The organism is Mycobacterium sp. JS623 (genome assembly GCF_000328565.1).
Lineage (GTDB): Bacteria > Actinomycetota > Actinomycetes > Mycobacteriales > Mycobacteriaceae > Mycobacterium.
In genome coordinates, this window is sequence record NC_019966.1 from 1984573 (window position 1) to 1999708 (window position 15136).

Annotated in this window: 15 protein-coding genes; 8 read left to right on the forward strand and 7 right to left on the reverse strand. The window is 61.5% G+C overall.

The annotated features are described in order from the left end of the window. Positions 1-1079: 1079 nt before the first annotated feature. Positions 1080-1475 (forward strand): nitroreductase family deazaflavin-dependent oxidoreductase, encoded by a 396-nt coding sequence (locus MYCSM_RS09600; protein WP_041311662.1) that lies wholly within the window; start codon positions 1080-1082, stop codon positions 1473-1475. A gap of 323 nt (positions 1476-1798) precedes the next feature. On the opposite strand, the gene MYCSM_RS09605 is transcribed toward MYCSM_RS09600, so the two are convergent. Continuing rightward, a complete protein-coding gene (locus tag MYCSM_RS09605) occupies positions 1799-2353 on the reverse strand; it encodes a TetR/AcrR family transcriptional regulator (protein WP_015305954.1) in 555 nt (184 codons plus the stop codon). A 264-nt stretch (positions 2354-2617) separates the two neighbouring features. Here MYCSM_RS09605 and MYCSM_RS09610 point away from each other — a divergent pair, with 264 nt between their 5' ends. The 3 genes from MYCSM_RS09610 (at position 2618) to MYCSM_RS38705 (ending at position 4595) form a co-directional block, all read left to right on the forward strand. Further along, on the forward strand, positions 2618-3889 hold the full coding sequence (locus tag MYCSM_RS09610) for a cytochrome P450 (RefSeq protein WP_041311664.1): 1272 nt from the start codon (positions 2618-2620) through the stop codon (positions 3887-3889). After that, entirely contained in the window at positions 3886-4176 is a 291-nt protein-coding gene (locus tag MYCSM_RS09615) for a hypothetical protein (protein WP_015305956.1), read from the forward strand. The genes MYCSM_RS09610 and MYCSM_RS09615 overlap by 4 nt, the downstream gene beginning before the upstream one ends. Positions 4177-4463: 287 nt before the next feature. Continuing rightward, on the forward strand, positions 4464-4595 hold the full coding sequence (locus MYCSM_RS38705) for a hypothetical protein (RefSeq protein WP_257720737.1): 132 nt from the start codon (positions 4464-4466) through the stop codon (positions 4593-4595). A gap of 65 nt (positions 4596-4660) precedes the next feature. Here the strand turns inward: MYCSM_RS38705 and MYCSM_RS09620 are convergent, their stop codons facing one another. The 5 genes from MYCSM_RS09620 to MYCSM_RS09640 all read right to left on the reverse strand — a co-directional run bounded on the left by MYCSM_RS09620 (position 4661) and on the right by MYCSM_RS09640 (position 10157). Beyond that, positions 4661-5512 carry a TIGR03620 family F420-dependent LLM class oxidoreductase gene (locus MYCSM_RS09620; RefSeq protein WP_015305958.1) on the reverse strand — a complete coding sequence of 284 codons (852 nt, stop codon included), beginning with the start codon at positions 5510-5512 and terminating at the stop codon, positions 4661-4663. A 463-nt stretch (positions 5513-5975) separates the two neighbouring features. Further along, positions 5976-6452, reverse strand: a complete 477-nt coding sequence (locus MYCSM_RS09625) for a DUF5078 domain-containing protein (protein ID WP_015305960.1) — start codon at positions 6450-6452, stop codon at positions 5976-5978. 17 nt (positions 6453-6469) lie between these two features. After that, positions 6470-6811 (reverse strand): DUF732 domain-containing protein, encoded by a 342-nt coding sequence (locus MYCSM_RS09630; protein WP_015305961.1) that lies wholly within the window; start codon positions 6809-6811, stop codon positions 6470-6472. Then, a complete protein-coding gene (locus tag MYCSM_RS09635; protein ID WP_015305962.1) occupies positions 6808-9732 on the reverse strand; it encodes an MMPL/RND family transporter in 2925 nt (974 codons plus the stop codon). Before MYCSM_RS09635 ends, MYCSM_RS09630 begins: the two co-directional genes overlap by 4 nt. Further along, complete coding sequence (locus tag MYCSM_RS09640) at positions 9729-10157, reverse strand: MmpS family transport accessory protein (RefSeq protein WP_015305963.1); 429 nt, start codon at positions 10155-10157, stop codon at positions 9729-9731. Before MYCSM_RS09640 ends, MYCSM_RS09635 begins: the two co-directional genes overlap by 4 nt. A gap of 162 nt (positions 10158-10319) precedes the next feature. On the opposite strand from MYCSM_RS09640, the gene MYCSM_RS09645 reads away from it, so the two are divergent. From MYCSM_RS09645 to MYCSM_RS09660, 4 genes are all read left to right on the forward strand, one after another. Continuing rightward, on the forward strand, positions 10320-10946 hold the full coding sequence (locus tag MYCSM_RS09645) for a TetR/AcrR family transcriptional regulator (RefSeq protein ID WP_015305964.1): 627 nt from the start codon (positions 10320-10322) through the stop codon (positions 10944-10946). An 897-nt stretch (positions 10947-11843) separates the two neighbouring features. Beyond that, a complete protein-coding gene (locus MYCSM_RS37105) occupies positions 11844-11990 on the forward strand; it encodes a mechanosensitive ion channel domain-containing protein (RefSeq protein ID WP_015305967.1) in 147 nt (48 codons plus the stop codon). Position 11991: 1 nt separating this feature from the next. Continuing rightward, entirely contained in the window at positions 11992-12396 is a 405-nt protein-coding gene (locus tag MYCSM_RS09655) for a hypothetical protein (protein WP_015305968.1), read from the forward strand. 322 nt (positions 12397-12718) lie between these two features. Next, complete coding sequence (locus MYCSM_RS09660; RefSeq protein WP_015305969.1) at positions 12719-13690, forward strand: alpha/beta fold hydrolase; 972 nt, start codon at positions 12719-12721, stop codon at positions 13688-13690. Between the two features lie 34 nt (positions 13691-13724). Here the strand turns inward: MYCSM_RS09660 and sthA are convergent, their stop codons facing one another. After that, positions 13725-15131, reverse strand: coding sequence for a Si-specific NAD(P)(+) transhydrogenase (gene sthA, locus MYCSM_RS09665; RefSeq protein WP_015305970.1), 1407 nt, complete (start codon positions 15129-15131; stop codon positions 13725-13727). Between the last annotated feature and the right edge of the window lie 5 nt (positions 15132-15136).

Below are 15136 nucleotides of genomic sequence, written 5' to 3' on the forward strand. Positions count from 1 at the left end.
AACAGACCATTGTCACCGAACACCGCCCGACGCAATGGCTTTCGGCCAGCGGCCGGGCGGTGTTTCGTTTCGGGCATGTGGATCACACCTGACTCATCGCTTCGCGCAACTCGCCGCACGCACGCATCTAGGGGTGGGCAGTTGTGAAGAGTGAAAATGAGAAACCTCATTTGGACGCGCGCGATGAGTCGCAGGAGAATGCACTTCCCGAATCCAACTGCCGGGCCGAATCTAAGTTAGTCACCTTGTCGGAGGAGGAAATTCGCCACCTGCTGTTGGTGCTGCGCCACCGCGCGGTCTCGCCTCACCGCCCCCATCGGCCTCCTCGCTGAAGACGACGTCGCCGCTGACGTGCGAGGTCAGGTCCCATCGACGCTAAGTGAGCGATAGACAGTGGCTCGACTGACTTTGAGGGTGTTCGCAATGGTGATGGCCGACTCGCCGCTCCCCGATGCCGACCATCCTCAATGGGGCGCAAGCAGCTTTCGCTCAGCGGATGTATGCACCGTGCCGGGCCTGACACCGCTTGCCGACATCGAGTCGGCGCCCATGACGCCGCTGCTTCGGTGGCAATCACAACGGCATGCCGGTGGACCCGGACGTGAACATGATCTTGGCAACCGTGGCGACGATTCCCACCGTTTGACGTACGCGGAGGTCACCTCGGGCCTCGTCGCGGCTCTGGGTCTACCGGGCGCCATGCCACCGGGCCGGCCCGGGGATCCGAACAGCGACGACGATTGGTTCGTCACCGACTGGATGGACACCACCCGCGCCCAAGAGGCGTTTGCATTTCCAGAACCACTCGTGGCCCGAACTGCGGGCCGGATTGTCGAGAAGTACCGATTGTTGCGCTACCAAGGCCCGCTCATCGCCCGGCTTGTGCGAGTGGTCATGGCGCGCCGGTCGCCGTATCGGAACGCACCCGGTCAGTACGCCGACCCGTGGGGGAAATACGTGCCAAATTGGGCGAGCCGTTATGGATCGGCCCAAAGAGGTTCCAACGACGTAGGTTTCACGCCAGACCCGCTGCAGTCACCCGGGCGGACCAGAACTGCATATGGTGAGAAAGGATTTTCATGCGAGTGCCTCGTGCTGTCGCACAGTTCAATCGCCGTGTCACTAATCCTGTGGCTCGCTCGCTCACACCGTGGCTTCCGTGCCTAGGGACGCTCGAGCACACCGGACGCAAGTCAGGCAGGCATTATCGAACGCCCCTCTTGGTGTTCAAGACCCGGGACGGCTTCGTCATTCTCATCGGCTACGGGCCTGAAACGGACTGGGTCAAAAACGTATTGGCCGGCGGGCCGACCGTACTGCACAAGCGGGGCAACGCCCTCGCGTTGGGCAGCCCGCGCATCGTCAGTAAAGCTGAGGCCGCGCCCCTTATCAGGCCGGCACCCCGATCGCTCTATCGGCTGTTCCCCTACAACGAAGCAGCATTGGTGTTGACGAAAATTACCCAGGCGGATTGACATTCATCACTCCTCGCGCTTTCACACACGACCGTGTTATAAGGAACATGCGGTCGCGACGTCGAGGAGATCAGCCGGTATAGGGCGACCGAGGCGCGCCATTTCATTGCGGCTGTCGAGTGTTTCGGCGACCCAACCGTGGCTGGTGGGCCATGACGCGAGCGAAGGTCTTTATATGCGGACTTCTAGCCAAGAGGTCGCAGGTTCGAATCCTGTCCCCGCTATCTTGCAGAAGTTCGCGCAGGGCGACCCGTGTACCGAGCTCTCACCGAACAGTGTTAGTTCAATTCCCCGGTTTGCCTCCGAAGCTAGGGCGCAGTCAATCAGCGAAGTCCCAGGGTCACTGATGGTGCGGCGAACCGTTTCACCAGTTCGTGCTCGGTGTGTTTGTCCTTGGCGGGCCAGTACCACAAGGCAAAGGTGATGCGGATAAGCCACTGCGCGGCCAGCGGGTCGCTGCGCCCGATCATTTCTTCGGCCATTTTGGCCACGAACGGCGATGCGGTCACGGTGCCAGCGTCGCGGTCGGGGCTAGGGCCTCCGATCATCAGCTTTCCGAGCGGCTCACCCCGCATGAGGTCGAGCGCGACGATGATGGCAGTCGCGACGCGCTCGGTTCCCTCCAACCCGGCTATGGCTTGCCGTATCGAGCCGATTATCCGCTGGGAAAACGCAAAGATAAGACGTTCGAGGATCTCCGCCTTCCCTCCGGCGTGGCGATAGATCGTTGCCGGCGAGCAATTCAACTCCGCAGCCAGCGCATTGATGGTGAACGCTTCAAAACCATTGCGCGAGACGAACTCTGAGGCCGTCGACATAATCCGGTCACGCGCTTCCGCGCTACGGTCCGCTCTGAGGACCCAGTCTTTCCGTCCCACGGCTACCAGCCTTCCCGCTGAGGCGCAGACAGACAAGAAATCCGTTCTCTCACCACGAGACATATTCGGTGATATGCCTCATCGATTTTCGCAGCTCTGCGCAATTCCCGAGGACAGAAGTGGTAACCGGCAATGTGGTGAGCCTTTCAACTTTGATGCCAACCGTTGACCGCCCGGTCGGCAGGTAATGACTCTGGGGGAAGTGCTGTCGAAAGGGTGTGCTGAATCTTGAAGCTTGGAAGGGCCGCTGACGGCGCGGCCTCGATGTTCTCGCCCCTCATTGCGGCGGGGCGATTGAACGTCTCTGCGGCGATCCGCACGCACAGACGTGGCTACAGCGGCTGGACGGGCGCGGTCAATACCGGCTATGACCCGTTGGACCCAGCCGTCGCCGCACAACCCCACGCTGCCTACGACGCTTTGCACCGCAGCGGACGAGTCCACTACAACCCCCGGCGCGCGACCTGGATTCTGCACAGACTCGACGATGTCCGCGCAGCCCTACGCGACACAGACCGGGTAACCAGCAGCCATGGAGTGACCCGAGTACGGATGGTCGCCGATCTGGTAGTGGTCACCGATGGCGAGCAGCACAGCCGCCTGCGTAAACAAGTCCAGCCGGCGTTCACAAAAGGTGCACTGGACAGTTGGCGCACCATCATCGACAAGCTTGCCGCCGAACTCGTCGACGACATGATTGCTGCTGGCAACTGTGATGCCGTCGAGCGGCTAACAATGCCGATGCCGCTTCGAGTGATCGCCGCCATCCTGGGTGTCCCCGAGAGCGACATCGCCGACTTCCGCCGTTGGTCAGACGACAGCACCCAACTGATCAACTTCACCCCTACATTCAGTGGTGTCGTGAGTACCGCGCGATCCATGCGGGCCGCTGTAGCGCTGCACCGCTACTTCTTGAAGCACCTCGCAGATGGAGAGCTCAAGGGATCGGACACCGTCCTCGGACGCCTGTTGGAGCACAACACCGACGGAGCGCTCACTGACAACCAGTTGTTCTATATCGCCATCCTGCTGCTGATCGCCGGTAACGAGACCACGACCAACCTGCTCGGCGGGATGCTGCACACCTACGCCGAGCATCCCGATCAATACGACATGATCCGTGCCAATCCGGACCTCATCCCGCAGGCCATCGAAGAACATGTCCGTTACACCAGCCCCATTCAGAACCTCTACCGCTACACCCGTGCCGACTATCAAGTAGGCGAGGTCACCATCCCATCGGGCTCGCGTGTGTTGATGTCATTCGGAGCGGCCAACCGCGATCCACTTGCCTTCGACGACCCCAACACCTTCCGCGCCGACCGAAACCCACGCTCCCACGTCGGTTTTGGCTACGGTCCACATCTATGCCTCGGAGCGCCACTGGCCCGCATGGAGGCACAGGCCGTACTCCGTGAACTGGTCGACCGCGTTTCGCGAATCGAAACCACCGGACCCACAACGTGGTCCACCAATAGCTCACTTCGCGGGCCTACCCAACTACCCGTCATCCTCCACGAGGGGTCGACGCCATGAAGTCGAAGCTCAAGCCATCTGAACGATGGGCATTGTTCGGCGGGCTTGCCCTCACGGTGTCCGGCGTTGCGCACTTAGTGTGCCCACCTGCGTTCGAACCGGTGAATCGGTTGGCCTTCAAGGACAACATCCGTGCCCACGTTCTCATCAACGGCAGCATCGAAGCTGCACTCGGTCTAGCGCTGCTCAACTCTCGGACTCGTCGACCCGCCCTAGCAGCCACACTTGCCTACCTGACCTATTTCAACGCCAGCCTCCTGCACAGGCAGCGCGCCTTGGCCAACTAATCACACTCGTAGGCGCGGGTGGAATCGACCGCCATCTTGTAGGTTGGCCACGGGCGGCGGCGGGTGTGGAACCTGTGAGGTGTATCCCGCCGACCGGCCGCCAGCACTGTCGCACGCGTCACGAATGGCCGGATCACGGGCATGCGCCAATCGGACCAGCTGCGATCTGATCGCCTCTGCGACGTGTGTCAACCCTCCGCGACGTTGTGTAGTTTCTTGCAGGCGCTGGACCTGGCTCCAACGTGATGGAGACGTCGCTTCGGATACCGGCCCTACACTCTGCGGCCATGGGGGAATTTGAACTTATTGACATATGGCGCGGCAGAGCGGACACGTACAGCTGGACCCCGTTCGATGATTCCGAGGGCTTCAACCCGGACTGGTGGGAACGCCGCGCGACGCCCGCGGCCCGCACATAACTCCCAGGTCAAATACTCCGGCCAGTCTGTCGTGAGCGCCTTCGGAGGCGCGTCATCGGCCAGATTTACCCGCGCGCGAGCTCGAGTTCGGGAACAAGCGCGGTCAAAATGGGCAGCCGATCCGACGATGGAATCGCGTTCACGACAAGGTGAGAGGCGCCGGCGTCGAGCTGGGCGCGCAGCTGCTTCGCCGCGGTCGTCGCATCACCCTGCGCGATCAGCGCGTCGATAAGCTCGTCGCTACCATCGTGGGCCAAGTCCTCGTCGGCGAAGCCCATGCGCATCAAATTCGCCCGGTAGTTCGTCAGCCGGAGATGATTCGCAGCGATGTTTTCACGACCGGCGCCGCGGGTGCTGTGCAGGTCGCCGAGGGCCACCTTGTGCTCCACCGCGAGCATCGCGTCGGGGCCGATCAGAGCCCGCGCCCGCCGGGTGTACGCGGATGTCACCAGAAACGGGTGGGCACCGGCTGACCGCTCAGCGGCAAGTTTCAACATTCTCGGGCCGAGCGCGGCGAGCGCCCGCCGTTGCTTGGGCACGCCGCGCTCGTCGAGCACATCTAGGTAGTCGACCACCGCCTGATACGGGGAGCGGAAGTCGGCACCCGATTCGCGGTGCCCTGCACCGATACCGAGCAGGAATCGTCCCGGGTAAGCCGCGTCAAGCCAGTGGTATGTGTCTGCAACGGCTCGGGCGTTCATGTGCCAGACGTTGACGACGCCGGTGGCCACGACAAGCGTGTCGGTTGCTTCGAGCATCCGCTCCACGATTGTCAGCTTGGGTTCGCGTGTGCCCGCGATCCACAAAGCAGTGTAGCCAAGGCGCTCTACGTGGGCCGCCGCCTCCGGAGTCAGCTCGCCTTCGACGTAATGTACCCCGATCGCGCCAAGGTTTACCGGTGCCGTGGTGTCCTTCATCGATGATCTCCTCACGTGCAGTAGGTCGGCCAAAAGCCTTCTGTGTGGCAGCGTTTCACTTGCCTGCGCCGGCAACGAAACTCCTGAGTTCGTCGGCGACATCGTCGGGAGCAGGGTCAGCGGGTGGGCAGCCAGCCGCACAGTCGAGCTTCTGCCACGACTGGCAGTGGTCGGTCTTGAAAGACTTGTCATCCGAATCGATCTGAACGACTTGGGGCTTCCTGCTTAGGGCGTTATCGACAACGTTGGTGCCGCTAACGCGTTTCCAGTAGCACGCGCTATCCCCGGCAGGCCCCGCAGAGCTGTACGTGCCTGGCGCTATCTCTGACCCAATCGCGTATGTGCCATCAGTATCGATGGTTGTTCTCGGTCCATCCGGAGGAGTTGGATCGGCATGGGCAATTGCTGCGGTGCCGCACATCACGACAACCATCGCGATGGTGACAGTGCGTGCCGTATCCATTCACCCGTCCCAGACGGACATGTCGTCTGGCGGGTAGTCGGCGCAATGGTCCGTCTCCTTGGCGGCAACGCCCTTATTGTTGAAGAAGACCTTCGCCCAGTTCGGCCAGGAGGCCGTCATGGGATCGGCGAAATGGGTCACCATCTCTTCAGAGTAGGCGCGCCGATCGGCGGGGCTAAGCGAGTAAAAGTAGTGCGCGTTGTCGATGGCGGCCTGTTGAACCTCCGGCGACTTGTTGTGCTTGTCAATGATGTATCTCTGGTAATAGATCGGCGCGTAATCCCTTGCAGCGGCAAGGATCTGCTCGCTCGTGCAGGTTGTGACGATCATCCGATGGGGGATGGGGTAGTCGTCAGTCGCGTCGGCTGCTGCTTTTCCGGGTAACAGCATTGCCCCGAATGCGCCTGTGAGAACCACGATTCCGGCTCCTAGAACTCGGCTGTTACAGGCTCGTAGCACGCGCCTTGGTCGCTGCATCTGTGCCTCCTGTGATCTCAATGGTTGGGTTCCGCGACTGTCGTGAGCCTCGGCGTCAGGTCATCGCAGTAGGTGCCGATCGCGGCGCCGAGGAACTGCCACGTTTGCGCTGTGGTGGTGCCACGCGGCAGGTTGTGCGACAGGAACTCGGCGGACTTCTCGGCTGTTGCGTCCCGTCCGCTGCCAAGCCGATCACACGTGATCTTGGCCAGCCATGCGTTGTAATCCTTCTGCCCGTAAATGCCGTGGCCATGAAGCTGATTGGCGAAATCGGTGTCGACGTCCGCGTGCGCTGGGGCGGCTAGCGCGACCGCCGCGGCAGCGATCGGCGCCAGTGCAGAAACCGTTCCGAATCTCATTGTCCCCCCTCGGGATTCATCGGACCCACGCTCAGCGGCTGTGTGGTGGTTGCGTCTTCTGCTGTTGGAGCTGTGGCCGGGGAGCCAGCCGACGCCTGCGGTGCGGCGTGGGTGTGGACTCGTCGTGGCCACCAGAACCAGCGGCCCAGCAGCGCGGCGATCGAGGGCGTCATGAATGAACGGACGACAAATGTGTCGAAGAGGAGTCCGAGCATGATGGTGGTGCCGATTTGACCGGCGATGCGTAGATCACTGGTGGCCATAGAGCCCATGGTGAAGGCGAACACCATGCCGGCGGCGGTGACGACCCCGCCGGTGCCCCCCATGGCGCGGATGATGCCGGTCTTCAGCCCTGCGTGGATCTCTTCCTGGAAGCGGGAGACCAGTAGCAGGTTGTAGTCCGATCCCACGGCCAACATGATCACTATGGCCATCGGGAGCACCAGCCAGTTCAGTGGCATGTGCAAGATGTGCTGCCAGAGCAGCACCGATAGCCCAAAGGATGACGCCAGCGAGACAGTGACCGTGCCGACGATGACCGCTGCGGCGACCAGGCTGCGGGTGATGCCGAGCATCACGAGGAAGATCAGGCATACCGATGCCGTGACGGCGATCATCAGGTCGTACATGGAGCCGTCGTGCATGTCTTTGTAGGTGGCCGCGGTGCCGCCGAGGTACAGATTGGCGTTCTCCAGCGGTGTTCCCTTCACCGCTTCGGCGGCGGCCTGCATGATCCGGTCGATGTGCGAGATGCCTTCTGGGGTGGCCGGATCGCCCTTGTGGGTGATGATGTACTGCGCGGATTTTCCGTCTGGGGACAAGAACAGCTTGAGGCCGCGGACGAAGTCCGGATTCTGGAACGCCTCGGGCGGCAGGTAGAAGGAGTCGTCGTTCTTGGCCGCATCGAACGCTTGGCCCATTTCGGTGGCATTCTGCGAGAACGCGTCCATTTGGTTGATCAGGCCGGAGAACGTGCTTGTGGTGGTCATCGTCAGACCTCGCACTGTCTGCAGGGTCGTAATCAACTGTGGCAGTAGGGCATCTAATTGCGGCAGCAGGACATCGAGCTTGTCGATGTCTTTGGTGACGTTGCCGATGTCGTCGGTGAGCGTGTCGATGCCGTCAAGGGTGTCGAACACCGATCGCAGTGACCAACAGATCGGGATGTCGAAGCAGTGGGGTTCCCAATAGAAGTAATTGCGGATCGGGCGCCAGAAGTCGTCGAAGTCGGCGACGTGATCGCGCAAGTCTTCAGTGTCGGCTTGGATTTGATGAGTTTGACCAGCCAAGTCGTGAGTGACGCCAGTCAGTTGATGGGTAAGGTCGGCGAGGCGCTGGCTGATATTGATGGTCGCTAGCAGCTCATCGCTCATCTTGTTGAGGTTTTCCATCGCGTCATGCATGTACTTCAGGTTCATGATGGTTTGACCGCTTTGCATGCTGATCTGAAACGGGATCGAGCTGTGGTCGATAGGCGTGCCCAGCGGCCGGGTGATGTTTTGCACCCGTGCGATCCCAGGGATGTGGAAGACACCTCTGGCGATGCGGTCCAGTACCAGCATGTCGGCGGGGTTGCGCAGATCGTGATCGGCCTCGACCATCAGCAGTTCCGGCTCCATGCGGGCTTGCGGGAAGTGGCGATCCGAGGCGTGGTAGCCGACGTTGGCCGGGGTGTAGGCGGGTATGTAGTAGCGGTCGTTGTAGTTGGTGGTGTAGGCCGGTAGCGCCAGCAATCCGACAAGTGCGATCGCGGTGGTGGCGACCAGTACGGCACCGGGCCAGCGCACCACTATGGTGCCGATACGGCGCCAGCCCCGCTCGCGGTGGGCTCGTTTGGGATCGAACACGCCAAACCGGCTGGCCACGACAACGATCGCTGGCCCCAGCGTCATTGAGGCCGTCAGTACGACCAGCAGACCCAACGAGCACGGCGCACCGAGGCTGTGGAAATAGGGCAGCCGGGTAAAGCTCATGCAATACATCGCTCCGGCGACGGTCAGGCCCGATCCCAAGATCACATGGGCGGTGCCGGAAAACATGTTGTAGTAGGCAGTTTTGCGATCCAGGCCGCGCGATCGGCCCTCCTGATAGCGGCCCACCCAAAAAATCACGTAGTCGGTCGAGGCCGCAATCGCAAGGGCGATCAGCAGATTGACCGCAAATGTAGACAGGCCAATGAGGTCGTTGTTGCCCAGCACGGCGATTGCACCGCGGGCGGCCCCCAGTTCGATTGCGATCGTGAAAAGCATGATGGCCGTGCTAAAGATCGAGCGGTAGACCAGCAACAGCATCACCGCGATCACCGCCAGGGTGACGAAGGTGATCTTCTTTGCACCCTCATCGCCGTATACGCGCCGGTCGGTGGCCAACGGTCCAGAACCGGTCACATAGGCCTTGACCCCTGGTGGCGGGGGCACGCCGTCGACGATGCGTTGCACGGCGCTCACCGACTCGTTGGCTTCGGTGCCGCCCTGATCGCCGCGCAGATTCAACTGCACATAGGCGGCCTTGCCGTCAGCACTCTGCGAACCCGCTGCGGTTAGCGGGTCACCCCAGAAGTTGTTGATGTGCTCGATATGCGTGGTGTCTTGCGAGAGTTTTTCGATCAGCGTGTCGTAGAACTGGTGCGCTTGGTCACCGAGCTTGTCCTGTCCTTCCAACAGCACCATCGCTGTGGTGTCGGAATCGAACTGCTGAAAGTTCTTGCCGATGCGCATCATCGAGATCGTCGACGGAGCATCCTTGGCCGTCATCGCAACAGAGTGCTCGGCGCCTACCTCTTCCAGCTGCGGCGCAATGACATTCAGCACGACGGTCAGCGCCAGCCATCCCAAGATTATTGGCACCGAAAGCAACCTGATGGCGCGTGCGATGAAGGGACGAGTCTCTTTGTCGGGAGGCAAGCTGTGTCGCGTGCTCATGCCGACTTCACCAGGCAAGAGGTCTCAGCGTTATGTGCATCCACCGAATGCTCGTCGCGCACATCACCATTGACAGTGATACGGCAACCGATGCTGGCACTGTCACCCTGCGCCACCACGTTCGCAGCCACCGCAGTCAACGTCGTCACGAGCATGTGCGACCACGGCAACGTCGCGGCGTCGACGCGCTGGGGCTGTGCATTCTCATCCAGGTAGTTGATGTCGGCGACCGTCCCTGGGGGGCCGAAAATCTCGTAGAGCACCCGCTTCGGGTTGAACTGGACGATCGCATCGGTGTTGCCGACATCGGGACGGTAGACGCTTGAGCCGAAGATCCCATGGAGTCGCGAGACCGTGAACGCCGCGATGACCACGACGATCACCATCACCATCGGTACCCACGCACGTTTGACAACTCTGGTCATCTTCTTCCCTTGGAATCGATGGATGTCGCGGTGGCTGACAAACAACGCAAAATGTCAGTCGTTAGTCTGGGCCACGACAGCCTGACTGTCAAGTCGGCCTAACCGCGCGAAACCTGGGCTGCGCAGCACCGGACATTTGACGTCTTGTGTAATATCAGCTGCATGCCCCGAGGATCACGCAGTCAGCCGTCCGCACTGGCCAGCGCGGACGATGCGCGTGAGCGAATCCTGGCCGCCGCGGAGCGCTGCATCGTTCGCCACGGAATTCGCAAGACCACGATGGATGACATTGCGTCCGAGGTCGGGTTGTCGCGGCCCAGCGTGTATCGCTATTTCGCCGATCGCGACGATCTGCTCATCGAGCTGAACATCAGGCACGCGCGGGAGTTGATCAACCGAGCACACAAGTCCATGTCCCGGCAGAGCAGCCTTCGGGATCAGATCATCGAAGGTCTCCTCTACATCGCCGAGCACGCCCGACAGGACCCGCTGACGCGGCACGTGATCGACCCCGATGGCACGAACCTGGGCCGGCGAATGATCACTTCAGGAACTTCAGAGATGCTCAGAGCCGAACTCTTTGATCCGTACCTCGACGCCGCCATCGCCAACAATGAACTGCCGCGTGGTCTGCCGCGGGCGGAAATCCACTTGTGGTTGGGAGGCCTCGGGACGATGCTGATGCGCGGTCTCGAGGATGGTGAAGCCGACCTCAAGCGGTACCGCTCGATGCTACGGCGGTTCGTCGCCCCCGCCTTCACCAGCCCAAACGCTCCCGCAGAGGCGTGATCAGCTGACACGGCCGCGCCACCGGCAACCGTCGAACCTCGCGCGCTGAACCCCCGCGCCGTAGAGTCTCCGGCGCGACAAAATACGAGATGCGTCACTCGTCTGAAGCCTTACCAAAAGACATCGATTGGGTCTTGACAGCGCCTTTGGTGCGGGTTCATGCTGACACATGACGTTAATCGTCAGGTGATAGATAGCTAGATTGTGGGGAAAGTGATGACCCGACCCGGCAGAGAGCATCAGCCGGCTCAGCTGGCCGGCAGCACGCTTCAACATGCCCACGCCTAGCGTCGCCAATCATTCGAGGTTGGCGACTCGCTCGACCACCGATCACACGTACATGAAGGTCCCCGTCATGAAGGCAATGACACACTCTGAAACCCCGGACACCGCAATCTATTTGGCCGGGTCTGGTTCCGCCCACGACTTTCTATTGGTGTAGCCGTGTGGACACTCATCACTAGTCACGGTCAGCGGGTAGCCAATATCCGCTCGGAGATGGATGCACGCCGAACCGTCCACATGCTTGGCATTACACAGTTGCGCGGCCCCTATTCCTGGGACGTTGTAGACCACCACGGGCGTCGGTTCGTCGCCGAGATCAGGCATCGATCGGGCGGAGACTGGCAATGATTGTCGGGCGCAATCCGCGTCTTCCGGTTATCGGTGACAGCGTCCTGTTGCGAGCAGGTACTAGGAGCGGTGTCGGCATCATCGTCGACACGAACGCGATTGGTTACAAGGTCTATTGGCGCAATGGGAGGGGCAAGCTTTCTTGGCATCGTCGCCGCGAATTGACCGTCCCCCGACTCGACTACGGACGGCAGTGGCCATGACGCACCTTTGGCTCGCAGGTCCGCGATGGCAATGGTTCTAGAACTCGTTGGAGGGTTGTAAATGAACTTTCAGATAGGGGACAGGGTCCGCGACGGCATGCACGTCGGCATTGTCACTGATGTTGGCACAGTACTGGTCCAGGTCAAGCCAGACGACGGCGGCCTACGCGTGGTGTGCCCGTGGGAACTCATGAAGGTTCTTGGCTGACATGAAAGAACTTTCGCGTGAGGCCAGTTTGGCATGGACGCTCGCGGACGCGGTCAAGCCGTACCTGAGCGGGATTGAACGCAATCATGTCTTCATGGCAATCGGCGCTGGGGAGACATTCGCAGCGGTTCGGGGAATGGTCAAATCGGTTGCCGTCAAGCGAATCACCCTGCGGCCCGACCTGGTGCAAGAGTGCATAACGTGGCTTCAGGCCTATGTTGGGCATGAGGATGAGCAGTACCTTCGTCGCCTCATCGCGGAGTATTTGGTTCCGTTGTCGGTCCACGTTCCCGCGGCGGTACGGGTCGACCGTCAGCCAAGCTCGTCAAGGGTCGATCAGCTGGTTGCCCTTACGGCACAACGTCATCGGTTTGTGTCGGCGACCGGCACGGCATGGCTTCGTTAGCCCGATACGGCATGGAGATGAGGGCAATACAGCAGCGACCATGGTCATCCGCCACGACCGCGGATGCACTGGAACAGGAAGTGGTTTTCAACACCGCGGCCACTGTGGCGCCACAGCGTCACGGGCCCGGCTGCCGATTCTTCACCAGTCTGTGGCGAGCGCTGGCGGACTGGACGAACGCATCACATCGGCGTCCGTACTCCCCGCCGTACTATCTTGAGGTCGCCCGCCTGTCCCGTGAAATCGACCGCTTATGAATGCGGTCGCAAGCCTTGGGATCTGCTCTACTCGTTGCCGCGATCGCGACGTCCACCCCTGCTGCATGTTGCAGAAGGACCATTGCCGACCGCATCTTGCTCCGATCAGCTGGCGGCACAATGTGGTAACGACCAGCGACGGCGTGCAGCTGGCCGTACGTGACTACGACCCTCCGGCCCGTACCCACACCGTTGTCTTCCTTCATGGCTTATGCCTTAGTCGTGCCTCCTGGGCACGCCAAATCGATTACCTGCTCCGGCGTTACGGGGACAACACGCGGATCGTTGCCTACGATCACCGCGGTCACGGGGGCTCGAGCGTCGCTCCCATCGGCACCTACCGGATCGATCGGCTCGCCGCTGACCTACAGGAAGTGCTTAGAACGCTTAACGTCACCGCGCCACTGACCCTGGTCGGCCACTCGATGGGCGCGATGGTAGCGCTGGCGTACCTCAGCGGCCCTGCCAGCGAACGATCGCTCGATCCCGACGGACTGGTCCTCGTCGCCAGCGCTGCTGGAAAACTCACCCAACGCGGCCTTGGCCGGCTGTTGGGCACCCCCGCCACACCGCTCCTGTTCAAGCTGATTCGTCACACTCCTGATTCGGCTCTTAAATTGCTGGCAGGGCCGATGTGCGCGGCGCTGAGCCGATGGTGCAGCTGCGGGCCCGCGCAGCGCGCAGCGCTGGCCGCCACCGCTGCTGAAGCGCTTGCCACAACAGCCGTGTCAACCGCCGCCGGATTCCTGCCGACCTTATGTGACTACGACGTGTACTGTGCGCTGGGCTCCGTCCGCGCGCAGACGGTCGTGGTCAGTGGAGGCGCTGATCTGTTGACGCCGCCCGTGCATTCCCGCGAGTTGGTCCGCGAAATCCGTGGAGCCGCCCATGTCCACGTTCCGCATGCCGGTCACATGCTGCCGTATGAAGCGCCTCACGTCATCAACCAGGCGATCCGGCAGGCGATGTCGATCCGCGCCAACGCTCACGTGTGCGGCGGCGCTGGCCGCGGGATGACTGCAACGTTTGATCGCTAAAGCCACCTGCCGTTTGTGCTTACGCGAAACAGCATCAGCCGCGGTACCGGCTGAGGATGCGCATCTTGTTCATCACGTCCAAAGCCGCAACCTTGTACGCCTCCGCGAACGTCGGATAGTTGAACACCGCATCCACCAGATACTCGATTGTGCCGCCACAGCCCATCACCGCCTGGCCGATGTGCACGAGTTCGGTTGCGTTGGTGCCGAAGATGTGCACGCCCAGCAATTTCAGATCGTTGGGGGAGACCAACAGTTTGAGCATCCCATGAGAGGCGCCTGCGATCTGACCGCGCGCCAGCTCGCGGAAGCGCGACACACCGACCTCGTAAGCGATCGAGTTCTTGGTGAGCTCGACTTCGGTAGCGCCGACGTAGGACACCTCGGGTATCGAATAGATGCCAATCGGCTGCAGCTTGGGCATGTCCGATACCGGCTCTCCAAACGCGTGGTGCGCCGCCAGCCGACCCTGTTCGGCCGACGTGGCAGCCAGCGCCGGGAACCCGATAACATCGCCGACGGCGTAGATCTGGTTGACTTTCGTTTGGAACTGTTCATCGACGAAGATCCGCCCGCGGCTGTCGACCTCCAGCCCCACATTGGCCAAACGGAGCTGATCGGTTTGGCCTTGGCGCCCAGCCGAATACATGACAGCCTCAGCGGGTATCTTCTTGCCACTGGCCAAGGTCGTCACGGTGCCGGAGAAGCCGATGTCGACGGCGGTCACCTCCTCGCCGAACCGGAACGTCACTGCCAGGTCGCGCAAGTGAAACTGGAGGGCCTCGACGATCTCGGGATCACAGAAATCCAGCATCGTGTGTTGCCTTTCGACCACGGTGACCTTGGTGCCCAGGGCGGCGAACATCGACGCGTACTCGATGCCGATCACTCCAGCACCCACCACCACCATTGACGCCGGAATGAACTTCAGATTGAGGATTCCGTCGGAGTCCAGCACCCTCTGTTCGTCGAATTTGACCCCGGGGGGCCGCGCCGGCCTCGTGCCGGTGGCGATCACGATGTACTCGCCGCGCACGGAGCAACAGGCACCGCCGGCCGGGTCCGCAATCGCTATGGTGTGCTCGTCGATAAACCTGCCGTGGCCCGTGTAGAGCTCGACGCGATTGCGCATCAGCTGCGCGCGGACGACGTCCTGCTCCTTATCGACGACGTGCTGGGTGCGGACGAGCAGGTCGGCGGGTGTGATGTGCTGTTTGACGCGGTAACTCGCACCATAGAGCTCGCGCTGAGTGATGCCGGTCAGATACAGCACCGCCTCGCGAAGCGTCTTCGATGGGATCGTTCCGGTGTTGGCGCAGACACCACCAAGCATTCGGTCGTGTTCGATCAGCGCCACCGACTTGCCGAGTTTGGCTGCCGCGATAGCCGCCTTCTGCCCGCCGGGACCGGAACCGATGACAACAAGGTCGTACTCGCTCATAGATG